Origin of the sequence: Campylobacter sp. CNRCH_2014_2452 (assembly GCF_025772865.1) — a bacterium.
In the GTDB taxonomy this organism is placed as follows: domain Bacteria; phylum Campylobacterota; class Campylobacteria; order Campylobacterales; family Campylobacteraceae; genus Campylobacter_D; species Campylobacter_D lari_D.
Genome location: NZ_JAKMSX010000002.1, coordinates 103,784 through 118,630 on the forward strand (window position 1 = coordinate 103,784; position 14,847 = coordinate 118,630).

Annotated in this window: 15 protein-coding genes; 3 read left to right on the forward strand and 12 right to left on the reverse strand. The window is 28.6% G+C overall.

Annotation, left to right across the window (positions count from 1 at the left end; translation table 11 throughout):
• Positions 1 to 27 precede the first annotated feature (27 nt).
• Positions 28 to 843 (reverse strand): prolipoprotein diacylglyceryl transferase, encoded by an 816-nt coding sequence (lgt, locus tag L8X38_RS01625; protein WP_220566270.1) that lies wholly within the window; start codon positions 841 to 843, stop codon positions 28 to 30.
• Positions 844 to 915: 72 nt separating this feature from the next.
• Between lgt and L8X38_RS01630 the strand changes: the two genes are divergently transcribed.
• A complete protein-coding gene (locus tag L8X38_RS01630) occupies positions 916 to 1,713 on the forward strand; it encodes a membrane lipoprotein lipid attachment site-containing protein (protein WP_263661090.1) in 798 nt (265 codons plus the stop codon).
• On the opposite strand, the gene L8X38_RS01635 is transcribed toward L8X38_RS01630, so the two are convergent.
• The 6 genes from L8X38_RS01635 to L8X38_RS01660 are packed head-to-tail and all read right to left on the reverse strand — an operon-like array spanning position 1,700 to position 5,889.
• Positions 1,700 to 2,239: a hypothetical protein gene (locus L8X38_RS01635; protein ID WP_070255897.1), complete on the reverse strand. Its 540-nt coding sequence runs from the start codon at positions 2,237 to 2,239 to the stop codon at positions 1,700 to 1,702. The two genes, L8X38_RS01630 and L8X38_RS01635, sit on opposite strands and share 14 nt — an antisense overlap.
• Positions 2,223 to 2,777, reverse strand: a complete 555-nt coding sequence (locus tag L8X38_RS01640) for a hypothetical protein (protein WP_220566268.1) — start codon at positions 2,775 to 2,777, stop codon at positions 2,223 to 2,225. Before L8X38_RS01640 ends, L8X38_RS01635 begins: the two co-directional genes overlap by 17 nt.
• The gene (locus tag L8X38_RS01645; protein WP_133319440.1) at positions 2,774 to 3,739 is read right to left on the reverse strand and encodes a hypothetical protein; all 966 of its coding nucleotides are present in this window, start codon (positions 3,737 to 3,739) and stop codon (positions 2,774 to 2,776) included. The genes L8X38_RS01640 and L8X38_RS01645 overlap by 4 nt, the downstream gene beginning before the upstream one ends.
• Positions 3,740 to 3,744: 5 nt before the next feature.
• Entirely contained in the window at positions 3,745 to 4,368 is a 624-nt protein-coding gene (locus tag L8X38_RS01650) for a lysophospholipid acyltransferase family protein (protein ID WP_039617569.1), read from the reverse strand.
• Positions 4,352 to 5,650, reverse strand: coding sequence for a tRNA (N6-isopentenyl adenosine(37)-C2)-methylthiotransferase MiaB (miaB, locus tag L8X38_RS01655; RefSeq protein WP_220566266.1), 1,299 nt, complete (start codon positions 5,648 to 5,650; stop codon positions 4,352 to 4,354). Before miaB ends, L8X38_RS01650 begins: the two co-directional genes overlap by 17 nt.
• Positions 5,647 to 5,889: an HP0268 family nuclease gene (locus L8X38_RS01660; RefSeq protein ID WP_070255886.1), complete on the reverse strand. Its 243-nt coding sequence runs from the start codon at positions 5,887 to 5,889 to the stop codon at positions 5,647 to 5,649. Before L8X38_RS01660 ends, miaB begins: the two co-directional genes overlap by 4 nt.
• 123 nt (positions 5,890 to 6,012) lie before the next feature.
• Here L8X38_RS01660 and nusA point away from each other — a divergent pair, with 123 nt between their 5' ends.
• Complete coding sequence (gene nusA, locus L8X38_RS01665) at positions 6,013 to 7,104, forward strand: transcription termination factor NusA (protein ID WP_173788122.1); 1,092 nt, start codon at positions 6,013 to 6,015, stop codon at positions 7,102 to 7,104.
• On the opposite strand, the gene L8X38_RS01670 is transcribed toward nusA, so the two are convergent.
• The 3 genes from L8X38_RS01670 to L8X38_RS01680 are packed head-to-tail and all read right to left on the reverse strand — an operon-like array spanning position 7,101 to position 9,964.
• A complete protein-coding gene (locus tag L8X38_RS01670) occupies positions 7,101 to 7,454 on the reverse strand; it encodes a membrane protein (protein WP_039627957.1) in 354 nt (117 codons plus the stop codon). The two genes, nusA and L8X38_RS01670, sit on opposite strands and share 4 nt — an antisense overlap.
• Entirely contained in the window at positions 7,451 to 8,824 is a 1,374-nt protein-coding gene (locus L8X38_RS01675) for a cytochrome P450 (RefSeq protein ID WP_263661091.1), read from the reverse strand. Before L8X38_RS01675 ends, L8X38_RS01670 begins: the two co-directional genes overlap by 4 nt.
• Positions 8,825 to 8,833: 9 nt before the next feature.
• A complete protein-coding gene (locus L8X38_RS01680) occupies positions 8,834 to 9,964 on the reverse strand; it encodes a DUF829 domain-containing protein (protein ID WP_263661092.1) in 1,131 nt (376 codons plus the stop codon).
• 164 nt (positions 9,965 to 10,128) lie between these two features.
• On the opposite strand from L8X38_RS01680, the gene L8X38_RS01685 reads away from it, so the two are divergent.
• Positions 10,129 to 11,637: an SGNH/GDSL hydrolase family protein gene (locus L8X38_RS01685; protein WP_263661093.1), complete on the forward strand. Its 1,509-nt coding sequence runs from the start codon at positions 10,129 to 10,131 to the stop codon at positions 11,635 to 11,637.
• On the opposite strand, the gene L8X38_RS01690 is transcribed toward L8X38_RS01685, so the two are convergent.
• Both L8X38_RS01690 and L8X38_RS01695 read right to left on the reverse strand, forming a co-directional pair.
• Entirely contained in the window at positions 11,634 to 12,812 is a 1,179-nt protein-coding gene (locus L8X38_RS01690) for a capsule biosynthesis protein (protein ID WP_263661094.1), read from the reverse strand. The genes L8X38_RS01685 and L8X38_RS01690 overlap by 4 nt on opposite strands.
• Positions 12,809 to 14,836 carry a capsular polysaccharide biosynthesis protein gene (locus L8X38_RS01695; RefSeq protein ID WP_263661095.1) on the reverse strand — a complete coding sequence of 676 codons (2,028 nt, stop codon included), beginning with the start codon at positions 14,834 to 14,836 and terminating at the stop codon, positions 12,809 to 12,811. Before L8X38_RS01695 ends, L8X38_RS01690 begins: the two co-directional genes overlap by 4 nt.
• Between the last annotated feature and the right edge of the window lie 11 nt (positions 14,837 to 14,847).

Consider the following 14,847-nt stretch of genomic DNA (forward strand, 5'->3'; position numbering starts at 1 on the left):
ACTTTTATTCTTAAAAAAAATAAAAATTTATAAATTTTTTTTAATATTTCTTAAATAAAAAGATAAAATTAGTCCTAATAAAAACATTATAATACTTAAAATTTGACCCATACTCATACCAAAAACAACAAAGCCTATACCAAAGTCAGGCTCTCTATAAAACTCACAAACAAAACGCGCTAAAGCATAAAAAATTGTATAATAAGCAATAAGCTCTCCATTGTATTTTTTATATTTTTTTATCAATAATAAAATGATAAAAACTATAAAACCTTCTAAAAATGCTTCATAAAGTTGCGAAGGATGACGCAATACCCCATCTACATAAATACCCCAAGGTACATCCGTAGCTCTACCAAATAGCTCTTGATTTAAAAAATTTCCAATACGCCCAAAAATATAACCACATGGCACACTAATAGCAACCAAATCTAAATATTTCCATAAATTTTGTTTATTTTTTTTACAAAAAGCATAAGTTGCTATTAAAAATCCTATAACAGCACCATGGTAACTCATACCTCTAATTCCTACAAATTCTCCATTATAAAAAGGATTAAAAATTTGCCAAGGATGCGTAAGATACCATAAAGTATTTGCATCATAAATTAAAATATAACCCAATCTTGCACCTAAAATTACACCAATTTCCACCCATATAAAATAACTATCAAGCATAGCTTTTGAAATTCCCATATTGTCTTTAATAGCATAGTATTTTGCAACCATTAAAGCAACAAGTAAGGCTAATACATACATAATACCATACCAATGCACTTTTAAACCAAAAATTTCAAAAGCCACTACATCAAAATTTGCATAAATATTTTGCCAAAATTCCATAAAAAAGCCTTTATAATAAAACACATAATATAGCAAAAAATTGTATAATTATAAAAATAACAAGGAGAGATAATGAAAAAAATATTATTATTTTTTAGCATAATTTTATTTTTAAGTGCTTGCACTGGTAATCAAAAAACTTATTATATTTCTATGCCAAGTTTTAAAAGTTCTTTTGAAGAACATAACAATACAAAAGAAAATAGCCCAAAAATTAAAATCAATGAAATAGAAATTATTAAAAATACTTTTTATAGTTCTTATTTTGAACAATCTACCCTAAATCAAAGAATCAATAAAAGCCTAGAATTACTAAAAAAACAGCTATCTAAAGATAGTAAAGCACTATTAGAAAGTAAAGGATATACAATAGATAATGAAAATCCTGATTATGCTTTTAATATTACCATCAGTGCTAACTTATATGAGGATAAAGTTACAAGAAATTCAAGTCTTGGAGGCGATAGTGTAGAATCTTCTTTTATGATTATTTTAGAAGCTCAAAGTCATTTAAATAATTTGCATCAAGAAGATACTTTCCAAAGCACAACAAGTTCAGCAAAATTAAATGATCCTATTATTTTAAACTATCCTATAAAAGGTCAAGCAAGTATAGAAAGTTTTAGACAAGTTTATAGTGCTGTCCCAACCCAAGTAAATGAAAGTCTTGCAGCTAGTGCTTTGGAAATTGATAAAGTTTTTGTTACTTTCTACAAAGAAATCACTTCTAGTTTAAAAACCAATATAAAAGAAATCAAGGAAGAATCAAAAGTACAAGAAAATTTAGAAGCTCAAGATATAAAACAAGATAGTAAAAAGGAAGAAAAAATCTCTCCTTATCAAAATAATGAAGTAATTATTTTTGAATAGCTAAAGCATGAAACACTTTGATTCTAAATTTAAGATCAATGTGTTTTTCTTCTGATTTAAATTCAACAGGCGTACTTATTTCTATTAAATTTTTATATCTTTGTAAATCATTTAAAAAAGAATAAAAAGCTTGTGGATTTTTCATCTTTACGCTAACTCCAAATTGATATTTTAAATATTCTTGTCTTTTTTTAATAGGAATAAGATTTATTTTGACATCATCAAAATAATTTTTCATAAAATCCATTAATTCTTTTTGAGAAAATTCTGCATTGATTTGAGCTAAATTTTGCGCGTTTGTGCTTTGAAAATCTCTAATAACCTTTTCCAAAGCTTGTAATTCATTTAATGCTTTGGTGTTTTGAATTTGTTGAGCAGCTAATCTGGAATGTTCGATTTTATAATCCTTCAAAAAAGGTACAATTAAGAATAAAATCAATATTGCACAAAGTGCAACAAATGAAAAAGAATAAATCAATATCTTTAATATATCAGCTTCTTCTAAGCTCTTATCTTTTTTGTTCATACATTTCCTCTGGTATAGTAATATTTACACTAACAAAGCGATACCACCCATTTTCTAATTGATAATAGCTTGTTTGAGAATTTGAAAAAATACTTCTTAATGGGGCTTCTAACAACAAGGCAAACATTTCTTTAGTAGGTGTAATACCTCTTAAAATAAGCGACCTATCTTCCATTAAAACCTCATCTAAAGATATATTTTTAGGCACTAAAGTAAAAAGGTTTTGAATACTTTTTAATAAAACTTTATTTTTACCATTCTCTCGTTCTTGTTCTAAATCCCCTAAAATCATTTCTGCTTTATTATTTTGTCTTACTAATTCTTGATATTTAAGTTTATTGGAATTAATTTGAGCTATGATTTGAGCCAATTCTTTTTTCTTATCATCAAGTTGCACAGATGCATAGTAGCTTTTAAAAACAACAACAATAAACACCACAAAAATCAAAGACACACTAATACTAGTAAAATAAATCCAAATTCTAGTAAAAAGATTAAAAACTGGTTTTATCTTAGGCTTTATTAAACTATATCTCATAGCTTCAAATCCTTAACTACAAGCTCATTCATCAAATTTAAAGTATCTATAAGCTCTACTTTTGGCTTTATAAAAAGCTCATTTTCTAAATAATCTAGCGAGGTTGCACTAAAACTTTCCTCATCAAAAATTACAATTTCTTCTAAAAAACTATTATCATACAAAGGATTATGATAAAATTCTTTTACACTTGAAATGATGTATTCTATCATTTTCATATCTGAACTAAAATTTTCTAAAGATTCCATAGGAAGCTGCTCTTCATTCTCATCTAAATCTTCAAGCTTATCAAGTTCTTTACTCATCTCTTCTAAACTTTTTAAATCATAATTTTGTTCATTTTCTTCTTCTTGGCTTTCATCATCAATTTGCAAATCAAATTCTTCTTTAATGTCATCAAAAAAATCAACTTCGTCATAATTTTGACTAGCTATATTAAAATAACTTCCAAATAATATAATCTCATTTTTACAAATTAACATCGCAACAAAATCATGATATCTATACACATAAAGGCCTATTTTTTCTTCAAAACCTCTATTTGCTATACAATGATAAAGCAAAGAAAAAGGTGAGTAAAGCAAATCTAAACCACCAAAAGCCTCATAATCTTCTTTGTAAGAACTCAAAGATTGATTGGAAACATACAACAAAGCATTATTAAAAGGAATACATTTAACATTATTTGCTTCTACTCCAAAATTAGAAAGCTCTTTAAAATTTGAACTTGGCACTACACCTTGAGCAATAGGTGTAAAAAAAGTACAAATATAATAAATTTGAAAGTCTTTACTTAAATTTTTAACATATTCTATTGCTTTTTCTTTATCTTCAAAACTTTTTTCAAAAGTATCAACTGGTTGAGATTTTTTCCAAGTATGACATCTTATAATGTATTGTTTTTCATCATAACAAATACAAATTAAAAGCTGCAAAATATACTTTCTAAAAAAAGATAACATGGTGTTTATCCTTTATCTATTTGACTTATCATATCAAATTTTTCTTTTATCAATACTTTAGCTTCTTCTAAATTCAAATTTTGTATTTTGATTTCTTCACTTAATCTATAAGTAATCTTAGAAAAAGGCTTAGGTAAAATCATTTTATCCCAACTTTTAAATTCCCAAAAAGAACTTGCTTCATAATTTAGCAAAAAAAGTGGAGCATTTTTTTTCAAAGCTATCATCACAGAACCATCTGAAACACTATGATAAGGTCCTCTTGGCCCATCTGGAGTGATAATCACATCATCGCCTTGATCTAAAATTTTAAAAGATTGTTTTAATAAAGCCAAAGCACCTTTGCTTGTGCTACCTCTTAAAGTATCTAAACCAAAAAAAGCAATATTTCTAGCAATGATCTCCCCATCTTTATGGTGTGAAATCATAACATAAGCTTTTTTTCCTTTAATACCCATTTTACGATAAGCAAAAGGCATTAGAGCAAGACGCCCATGCCAAAAAAGTATCACGCATGATCTTTTTGGAAGCTTTTGCCCTAAATAAACCTTTCTACAAGTTAAAAAAATTAGCCATTGTAATAAAAAAATTCCAAAAGCTAAAAGATTAATCTTAAAGGATTTCGCCATTTAACACCATACGCCTAGGATTGGTGATTTTTACTTTTTTCATTTGTCCTAATAACTCTTCACTACCTTTAACTTGAATCAAAAAGTTATTATCACTTCTACCTGCTACAAAACCTTCACTTCTTAATTCTTCAAATAAAACTTCAAATTCTTTATCTTTTTGTTTTACAACAATTTCATCTAAAATTTCTGTATGTCTTGCTTGCAAAACACTCAAGCGTTTTGAAGCTATATCATCAGGAATTTGATTTGGCATAGTTGCAGCTTTAGTTAGCGGTCTTTTAGAGTATTTAAAAGAAAACATTTGCTCAAATCGCACTTTTTCAAGCACATCCATGGTATCTTCAAAGTCTTTATCACTCTCACCTGGAAAAGCCACAATCACATCAGTAGAAATACTCACATCTTTACACATAGAACGAAGTTTCAATGCTCTATCTAAATACCACTCTTTAGTATAACCGCGTTTCATAGCCTTTAAAATTTCACTTGAACCACTTTGCAAAGGCATATGCATAGACTTACAAACTTTAGGATTTTTAGAAAAAACCTCTAAAAATCTATCATCCATATGCAATGGATGTGGGCTTGTAAAGCGGATACGCTCTAAACCTTCGATTTCGCTTAACTTTTCCAAAAGATCTGAAAAATTAATCTTTTCATGAGCATTAGAAAATCTTTTGCCGTAATTGTTAACATTTTGTCCTAGTAAAAAAATCTCTTTAGCACCCTTAGAAACAGCTTTCAATGCTTCATTTTTAATAATCTCAAAAGGTATAGAAATCTCATCTCCTCTTGTGTGAGGCACTATACAATAAGTACAATGCTTATCACAACCTATGGAGATATTAATATAGGTCTTATAAAGGCTATTTCTAAAATCTGCAAAGGCATAATTACTCTCATCAAAATCTATATCATTACCTAAAAATTTTGGAGTATTTACGGCCTTTGTGATTTTGGAAACATTTCTAGCACCCAAAACAAAATCCACACTAGGAGCACGCTTGAAAATTTCATCTCCCAAATGTGAAGCAGTGCAACCACAAACTCCTATTTTAGCTCCATTTTTTTTGATTTTTTCAAAACTTCCAACTTCTGAAAAAAGCTTATGTACAGGCTTTTCACGCACCGAGCAAGTATTGATTAAAATCAAATCTGCTTCTTTTGCATCTTGAGTTAATTCATAATTTTCTTTTTCTTTAAGTTCAGCTATCATGTGCTCTGAATCACGCACATTCATAGCACAACCTAAAGTTTGTATAAAAAGTTTTTTACTCAAAGAATATGTACCTCATACATAAAATCTGCATCATCTAAACCATATTTGATTGTTCTATGATAAACACATTTTCCTTTTTTTTCAAAATGCTCCACCAAAGCGATTAATTGCTTATGGGCATTATCTTTATCGAAATAGAAAAATTTTTGACCTTCTTTATCCACAGCCTTTTCAATACTTTCTAAACTTATACTTTTTGGCTTTTCATCAACAGAGGTTCTTGCTATTTTTAAGTCCATATCATCATCCTCAAGTTTTTTTAATCTGAAATTATAGCAAATTTTACTTTTAATTAAACTTATTAAAGATATAATTTTATTCTTCAAACTTTTAAAATCCAAAATTAAGGTTGTATTGTCATTATGGAAAAAATCACAGATATAATTGAATCCATTGCTAATGAGAAAAATTTACAAATAGAAGATGTAAGAGAAAGAGTTAAAAAAGCACTTATTAATACTGCTAAGAAAATTTATGGCGATAAGTATGAATTTTTTGTTGATTCAGGTAAAAATTTACAACTTTATCAAAAAATCATCGTAGTAGCTGATAATGATGAAAGATTAGAAAATGAAAATGAGCATTTTATCGCTTTAAGTAAAGCAAGGACTGAAGCTAAAGATGTAGAAATTGGTGATGAGCTAACTTATGAATGTTCTTTAGAAAATTTAGGTCGTACTGCTGTAAATATCTTACATAAAGAATTAGAATACAATATACAAAAACTCTTAGAAGAAAAAATCTATGAAAAATACCAAAAAATGGTAGGACATATGGTTTTTGGTAGCGTAGTAAGGGTAGATAGTGAAGAAAATACTTATGTAGAAATTGATGAGTTTCGTGCATATTTACCTAGAAAAAATCGTATCAAAGGTGAAAAATTTAAAGTAGGCGATGTGATTAAAGCTGTTATTAGACATGTATATATTGATAAATCGGGTATGAGAATGGAGCTTAGTAGAACTAGCCCTAAATTTTTAGAAGCTTTATTAAAAGCTGAAGTTCCTGAAATCAAAGATGGTCTTATAAATATTTATGCAAGTGCAAGAATTCCAGGCGAGAGAGCAAAAATCATCTTACAAGCTAATAGTCCAAGCGTTGATGCAGTAGGAGCAACTGTAGGCATAAAAGGAGTTAGAATCAATGCTGTAAGCAAAGAATTAAAAAATGAAAATATCGACTGCATTGAGTATTCTAATGAAATGGCAATTTTAATCACAAGAAGCTTAGCTCCAGCCATTATAAACTCAGTTAGCATTGAAGATAAAAAAGCTATTGTAACACTAAATAGCGAGCAAAAAAGTAAAGCCATAGGAAAAAGTGGTATTAATATACGCTTAGCTAGCATGCTTCTTGGATATGAGATAGAGCTTAATGAAGTAAATAATGAAGATAAAACTAATAACCAAGAAGAAGCATTTAAAAATCTTAAAGCTTTATTTGGAGAAAATTAAAGTTGCTTACCGACAGTTTGTTCGGTAAGCTTTCTTTCTAAAACTAAATCTACTATAGGTTGTTCTCTTTTATTTGCCTTTTGGCAATGATTTTTATCAAAAAAATCTGTGATTTTAATAACTATTTTAGCCCATCTTTTATCGCGTTCTCTCCAAGCATGAGATGATAAAGACTCCCAAGCATAACCATTAAACAAAGTAGCATTGACAAAATGATCAAGTGCTCTCACACCTTGTCTAACCCTAGCAGGATTACCAAAAGTACCCACTATAACAATAAAAAGATAACTAATCACCGCCAAAGGAACGATAGCACAAAGTAGTATAGTTCCTGCTAATTTTTCTTTCATTTTTGCCTTTTTATAAATCTTATATTCATACCATTTGCTGATCTTATAGTAAGTCTTCCTACTATATCGGGTATAAAATTTTCTTCTAATTCTAACTTATAAGTCCTTAAAATATTAGCTAAAATCAAAACAGCCTCTTGCATAGCAAAACCCTGCCCTATACACACACGCTCTCCCATGCCAAAAGGCATATAAGTGTCTTTTTTAATCTTGCTTTTATCTTCATGGCGACTTGGATCAAACTCATGTGGATTTTCCCAAAAACTATCATGTCTATGAATAAGCCATGGAGCTACCACTACACCCGAACCTTTTTTAATAAGCTTATCTCTCATTTTGTTATCATTTCTTGCTTCTCTAGCAAAAAAGCCAACTGGTGGATAAAGTCTTAAACTTTCTTTAAACACATTTGTAAGATATTTCATTGCTCTAATATGTTCTATTTTAAACTCTTCATCACCCGCAACTTGCATGATTTCTTCATAAACTTTTTGTTGTTCATTTGGAGAAATACTTAAAATATATAGCGTCCAAGTTAGCGAGCTTGCAGTGGTTTCATGGCCTGCTAAGAAAAGCATGGCAACTTGGTCTAAAATTTCATTAAAAGAAAATCTCTCATTAGTATCTGCATCTACCACCATAAGCAATGATGATAAAATATCTTCATATTTTCCTTGATCATTTAGGGCATTATCATATCTTGGCTTTATAATATCTGATAAAACCTTGCGTATAACTCCACCTGCTTTAAGTCTTTTTTTCTCGCCCAAAAGATTTGAAAGCCAAGTTGGAAAGCGAAACATTCTTCGCATAGCTGTTTTAACTGTTTCTTCTTGCACAGTTACAAAAGCATCCAAAACAAGTTTACCTTTTTGCTCATCAAGTTTTGATGACATAATAGTTCTAAAAATCACATCTGCAGTCACAAAAGTCATAGCTTCATCTACTTCTACAATCGCTTTATCTTCATACTTTGCAAATCTTGCCATCATATCAGAAGCTGCTTCACTCATCAAATTAAAAACCTTAGAAATCCTTGTCATTTCAAAAGAAGGTCTTAAAAGTTCTCTTTGCTTTTCCCATACTCTATCATTAGTTGTAAAAATACTTATACCCAAAAGTGGTTCTAAAAGCTCATGTAAAAGTTGGCTTTTTGGATATTCTCTAACCTCATCTACCATAATGCGTCTAACTTCTTTTGGATCATTTACTACATATAGATCAAATCCAGGCATTTTTACTCTACCCATCATCATTTTATAGCTTCGCTCATAAAGTCCATCAAGCCAAGATCTTCTTTTTAGTAAAAAAGTAGTTAATGTAGAAGCTTTATTTTTATAAGGCTTTGGATGAAAAGGACACTGACCCATGTTTTCCTCCTATTTGATTTTTTCTTCTAATTTATTTTTACCTATAATAAATTCAAAAAAGTTATATACTCCTTGAATTTGTGTGGCAAATAAATATAAAAAATGTGCTTTATATTTATCTTTTTTGATTTTTTTATAATCTTTGTTTTTATATAAGGTATGAAATTTAGCCGAAAGGTATTTTGGACTAAATTGTGTTTTCACTCCGCTTGTGCGTATAAAATCAACTTGTGCAAAACAAGCCCCATCAATAATAGAAGTAAAATCATACCATATTAAATTCTTACTTCCCAAATACTCTAAGTCTTTTCTAAACTCAAAAGATCTTTTTTGATAGCTTACCAAAGGTATACACTCACCCAAAGTTAAAACTTTTAAATTTTCAAAAGAAATATTTTCTTTTTCACATTTTCTAAGCACTTTTGCTAAAACATTTATACAAAGTACTGTTCCTACGCTATGTGCGCTTAAGATGAGCTCATAGTTTTTATCATTTGCATTTTCTTTTAGTTTTTCAAAAATAACTCTAGCAAAATCATCCATTCTTAACTCAAGTTCACCTTGAGAATTTTTCTCCCAGTTTGCACAAAAAGAACAAATTCTAGCTATCCAAAAAACAGCTAATTTCTTGCCTAATTTATAAAGCATTTTTGGTAAAAACACTAACGATAAAACAAAAGCTAAAATTCCTAAAATAATATGAAAATTTTGCAAATAAAATAAACTTCCAAAAGCACAAAATAAAGTAAAAATCAAACTCAAAAGCATATAAAAAAATGGATAATAACCTGTGATAAGTTGATGTGGGGATTCTTTACCAAATTTTAAAAAAAGCCCTGTGATGGTATAAATTCTAAAAAAACTATAACAATCACTCAGAGCATCTTTTATACCCTCTGACCAGTTTTTTTTGACTATATCATTCCAGCTTAAAAAGGTGTAAGAAGTACTTGTATGTGGGGTTTGAATTTGCCAAAAAGGATAAATATTAACTTGAGCTTTTGATAAAGTATAATCATAATTTAAAAGTATATTCTGCTCAGCTAAATTTTTTTTAAACATAGCATAATAATGCCTATATCCTCTAGGATCATAACCAGCTATATAAAAAACATCTCTTTTTTGGCATATTTTTTCCATCAACATCCTAAGTAAATTTAATACTGAATTTAAAAATATAGCTAAAGTTGTTATCTTTGTCAAATACCTATTTAAAGATAAAATGAGGGGTTTTTACTCTGAAATTATTCATTAAAAAATATTTTATAAAATAAATAAAAATTAAAAAAATAAAGAAAGAATTTATGGATGTAATCTTACTAGGTGGTAGTAATAGTGTAGTTAAAAATGGTCTTAGGATAGGTCTTGAAAATAAAGACATTACATTACATAATTACGCTTTAGGACTTAGTACTTCTTTACAAAATCTTTATGAATTAATACGCCATGAAAAAACTATAAATAAAAGTGATTTTCTCATCAGTGAATCAAATATCAATGATTATTTAAGCCATATGAGTTTAAATATTATACTTAGAAATATTGATTATTTTTACGAAGAACTTTACAAAGCAAACAAAATTACTATAGTACTTATACTCCCCATACCAGCTTGTAATGATAAATCAAAAGCTATCAATGAAGCTCACAGGAAAAATTGTGCTCATTATGGTTTTAATCTAATCGATGTAGATCTTTACTACCAAAAAAATAATCTTTATGATTTTGATCAAAACTATAAATTCCACCCTATGCCACTAGCTATGCAAGAGCTTGGTAAAAACATCATTAAAAATTTACACAGCTTTAAAAAATCCAAAGAAAATATCATTTGCTCAAAAAGAAAATTTCATATCTTTACGCCATCAAATTCAACTAAAATAGAGCATAAAAACTCATTTTTTTGTGAAAAAACTACAAAGATTAAAGCTAATGAAAAAATCATTTTTCCAAAAGAGTTCAAAAATTATCAAATCTTAGGCATACACACTTGGAATCACGCCAGTTTATCAACCCATGCTATATCATCTATAAGCATTGAAAACTCATCTTTTAAATTAGTAAAAAATTTTGGACTTATCAATACTTTTCAAGATATACAAAATGAAAAAGCAATTTGTGATGAGCAAACCTTTTTGTATGTTAATACACAAATTATCAAGCAAAGCGAGGAAAGTTCGGGCTTAAGCATAGCAAATGAAAAAACACCAAGACTTGATTATGTGGACTTAATAGGAATTTTACTTTTAGAAAAAGATGATGATAAAAAAATTGAATGTAAAATTCAACTTATAAATGCTTATGAGCTTTTGATACCACCTATAGCATTTTATAAAGAATTAGTGCTAGAATACCATGAACTAAAAAAACTTGATATGCAAACATTTTTACAAAGTCAAAATCATAATCTTTTGCGTTTTTTAAATCACAAAGGCTTAAAAAATGAATATGAGATATTTATCCACCAAAACAATAAACTTTATGGAGCTAGTTTAAGGATAAAAGAAAGATTAAGCTATAAGCTTGGAGAAGCTATCATGAAAAATAGCAAAAGTTATCTAGGGTATTTTAAAATACCCTTTGAACTAAGAAAAGTCAAAAAAGATCATTTTAAAAATCAAAAAGATCAAAAAAATCTACCACCACTAAAAGCCTATGCAGACTACAAACACGCTCAAATAGCCAAAACACACTTGCCTTATCTTTTAGGTAATGCACTTTTGCAAGCTTCAAGAACCCCTTTTAAAATAGGCTATTTAAGCTTACCTTTTAAACTGAAAAAAATTGCAAAAAACTATAAAAAGAAAATTTAATCTAAACTAGTATTTTTGAAAAAATTCCCATTGACTTGGGTTTTATATATCACATAATTTCTAAATTTAGCATGCAAAACAGCATCGGGTTTATATGCCCTACACTCTTTCCAAAAAGCATGCAAGCTTTTTTGATAAGTCAAACCTTCTATATCATAAAAGGCTTTTCCCATAACTTTTAAAGGGCTATTATGATATAAAGCAGAAAGCCCTACTGTGCTATTTATCACTATAGTGCCTCTTGCATTGATTAAGAGTGTAGGTAAGTGTAAGTCATGTATATATAAAATTCTACCCTCGACATTGTATTTTAAACTCAAATCTTCTATAAGCTTAGTATAGTCCCTATAGCCACGATCCATAGGATGGTGTTTAAAAACTAGGTATGACTTTGCTTTGGCATGATTAGCAAAAGAGATAATCACCTCTTCTATAAATTTTTCTGTAGTTTTTTTATAATGATGGGAGAGTTGAGTATCATTATGCACTTGTAAAATAGCTAAAAAATACTTTTGTTTTAGAGAAAGAATTTTTTCGTTTAAACTTTTTTCTGTGATTTTGTATTTGTTTTTTCTATATATTGAGCAAAGCCAAGGTAAAAAGTCAAATAGTTTTAAACTTCTATGATGTAAAGAATTATTAAAATACCAAGAAAATAAAAAAGCAAAAAGCCAGTATAAAAATGAAGCAAAGGCCATATTTCTAAAAGTGCTTGAGAAAGTTTTAAATTTAAAATCTTTATCAAATTTTTTCTGACTTAGATAAAATTCTTTTTCTCTTGGTAAAGTGGAGTTTGCATTCACTCCATCTTTTTCAAAAGTAATGAAGTTTGGTCTTATATAACCTTCTTCAAAAATCCATACTTCAATACCCATTTGCTTAGCAACATTAATGGCTATCTCATGCACTTTTCTACAATCATTATACATAATGATAACTTGAATTTGTTTTTCTTCAAAAAGCTTTTTATAAAAGTCTTCAAGCTCGGCTAAGCTTTTAGTATAGTTAATGCTTTTAAAAGGATAAAAGAAAAAATCTCCACCATTAAAATTTACTTTATAAACCTTAGCTTTTGGAATTTTTGTAGCAATTTTACGAAAAAATCCTCCCACAGGTCCTTGGAGCAATAAAACATTTTTACCAGAAAATTTTTTTAACTTTTTACTTAAATTCATCTAATCAAAACAAATTCTACTAATCTTCTTATTTTTCTTAATATATAAATTCTTATATCCATAAACCAACGCAAATAAAATTTAGAAAAATAATCTTTTTGCATTTTTAACATTATATCTAATGCAAGCTCAACTTCACATAAATTTTTACTTTTTGGATGGATGTATCTTGGATAAAGGATCAAAACCCCAACAACAAGCTCTTCTAAGCTAAGCACTCTTGTGCGTCTTGGAATTTTATGTAAATCGCTTGTCAAACCCCAACCTGCATAAAAAGGCTTACCATACACCACTACTTTTTTGCCACGCAAAAGAGCATCAAAACCGCTTGTAGAGGTTATAGTGTGGACTTCATCACTCGCATTGATAGCACTATCTATACTGACATTTTCTATAATCTCATCGCAATATTTTAAAATAATACTTTTATCTTTTAAACCTTTGCGGTTACCACTTAATACATCAGGGTGAGGTTTAAAAACTATGAAGGCATTTTCATTAGCCTTTCTTACGCTTTGTAGAAGTTTTAAGGTATCAAAACCTGCACCACCTAAGATCATAGAAGCATCGTCTTCTACTTGAGCTGGGATTAAGATGATTTTTTTGTTGGTATTAAAATTTATTTTTTCATGCTTTAAGCCATTATACTTTGAAAATTTATTTTGCGTGATGATAGCGATGAGTTTTTTAGCTCTTTGTTTTAAACTCTCATCAAAAATATGATTTTGTAAAATATCTTCTAAATCGCTTGACTTACTTGGATCAACATACAAACCTTTAGAATCTATTATCAAAGAAAAAGGGCGTGTAAGATCTGAACCTAAAAAAACAGAGCGTAAAAAACCATCTTCCACTAAGAAAATCTCATTATTAAAATCTTTAGCCAATAAAGTTTTATCATACTTTTTACCCCAAATAAAAATTTTATCTTCAGGATTTAAATTCGCTTTATAAAGTGCAGCTAGTGAGTTTAAAAAAATGATTTTATTATTCTTGGCTTTAAAAAATGGTCTCATAAACCAACGCTTCCACAAAGTAAAACCTAAAAAATACAAAGTATTTGAATTAGCTTGTTCTATCTTTTTATACTTTGCTAAAGTATAAATAGTATCAAAAATATCACTTTTTTGATTTAAGTAAGGATTAAAATACTCACTATATAAAATATAAGCAGCACAAAAAACCTCTTCTAAACTTCTTTTTTTTAACCTTCTTTTACACGCTTGCTTATCTTGAGTTAAACCCCAACCTGCATAAAAAGGCATGCCATAACACACACATTCTCGTTTTAACATCAAAGCTTCAAAACCCATGCCAGAAGTCTTAGTGTAAACTTTTTTAAAATGACTTAACAATTCTATAGGATTATAGTTTTCTTTTATAACTACACATTTGCTTGGTAAATCTTGTGCGTTAAAATCACTTTGCTTTTTACCACTTAATACATCAGGATGAATTTTAATGTATATTTTAGCATTTGGGTTTTCTTTGATAGCTTCATTTATAATATCTTGAGTTGAAAAATTATCAGCTAGGCCAAATTTAAGAGAAGTATCGTTTGCTACTTGAGTGATGATTAATACGCGTTCTTCATTAGCGTTAAAAAGCTCTTTTGGTAAACAAAGATTATTATTATACTTGCTAAGTTTTTCTTTTTTTATGAGTTCTATGGCTTTTTTTGCTTGCTCTAGCTCTTCAGAACTAAATTCGTAAGTATTTAAAATATTTTCAAGTTTAGATGGTGCAGTTGCATCGTAATAAATTCCCACATCATCTTTGACAATAGAAAAACTTGGACTATTTTCTACACCTAAATTTAATGAGCGCAAAAAACCATCTTCCAAAAGTAAAAATTTTATATTATATTTTTTAGCTAGTTCTACAGCTTTTAAACCTGATTTTTTTCTACCCCAACCTACAAAAACATCTTCTTTTGTGATATTTTTATAAATACAATATAAAGTTATTTTATAAAAATTTTTAACATTTTCCTTTAATCTTTTAGACGTGGTATAAAATTTCATAATTTCTCTTT

Excerpts from the sequence above, each read along its gene's own strand:
- lgt (WP_220566270.1), bottom strand. The coding sequence starts at position 843 with ATGGAATTTTGGCAAAATATTTATGCAAATTTTGATGTAGTGGCTTTT.
- L8X38_RS01630 (WP_263661090.1), top strand. The coding sequence starts at position 916 with ATGAAAAAAATATTATTATTTTTTAGCATAATTTTATTTTTAAGTGCT.
- L8X38_RS01635 (WP_070255897.1), bottom strand. The coding sequence starts at position 2,239 with ATGAACAAAAAAGATAAGAGCTTAGAAGAAGCTGATATATTAAAGATA.
- L8X38_RS01640 (WP_220566268.1), bottom strand. The coding sequence starts at position 2,777 with ATGAGATATAGTTTAATAAAGCCTAAGATAAAACCAGTTTTTAATCTT.
- L8X38_RS01645 (WP_133319440.1), bottom strand. The coding sequence starts at position 3,739 with ATGTTATCTTTTTTTAGAAAGTATATTTTGCAGCTTTTAATTTGTATT.
- L8X38_RS01650 (WP_039617569.1), bottom strand. The coding sequence starts at position 4,368 with ATGGCGAAATCCTTTAAGATTAATCTTTTAGCTTTTGGAATTTTTTTA.
- L8X38_RS01660 (WP_070255886.1), bottom strand. The coding sequence starts at position 5,889 with ATGGACTTAAAAATAGCAAGAACCTCTGTTGATGAAAAGCCAAAAAGT.
- nusA (WP_173788122.1), top strand. The coding sequence starts at position 6,013 with ATGGAAAAAATCACAGATATAATTGAATCCATTGCTAATGAGAAAAAT.
- L8X38_RS01670 (WP_039627957.1), bottom strand. The coding sequence starts at position 7,454 with ATGAAAGAAAAATTAGCAGGAACTATACTACTTTGTGCTATCGTTCCT.
- L8X38_RS01675 (WP_263661091.1), bottom strand. The coding sequence starts at position 8,824 with ATGGGTCAGTGTCCTTTTCATCCAAAGCCTTATAAAAATAAAGCTTCT.
- L8X38_RS01680 (WP_263661092.1), bottom strand. The coding sequence starts at position 9,964 with ATGGAAAAAATATGCCAAAAAAGAGATGTTTTTTATATAGCTGGTTAT.
- L8X38_RS01685 (WP_263661093.1), top strand. The coding sequence starts at position 10,129 with ATGGATGTAATCTTACTAGGTGGTAGTAATAGTGTAGTTAAAAATGGT.
- L8X38_RS01690 (WP_263661094.1), bottom strand. The coding sequence starts at position 12,812 with ATGAATTTAAGTAAAAAGTTAAAAAAATTTTCTGGTAAAAATGTTTTA.
- L8X38_RS01695 (WP_263661095.1), bottom strand. The coding sequence starts at position 14,836 with ATGAAATTTTATACCACGTCTAAAAGATTAAAGGAAAATGTTAAAAAT.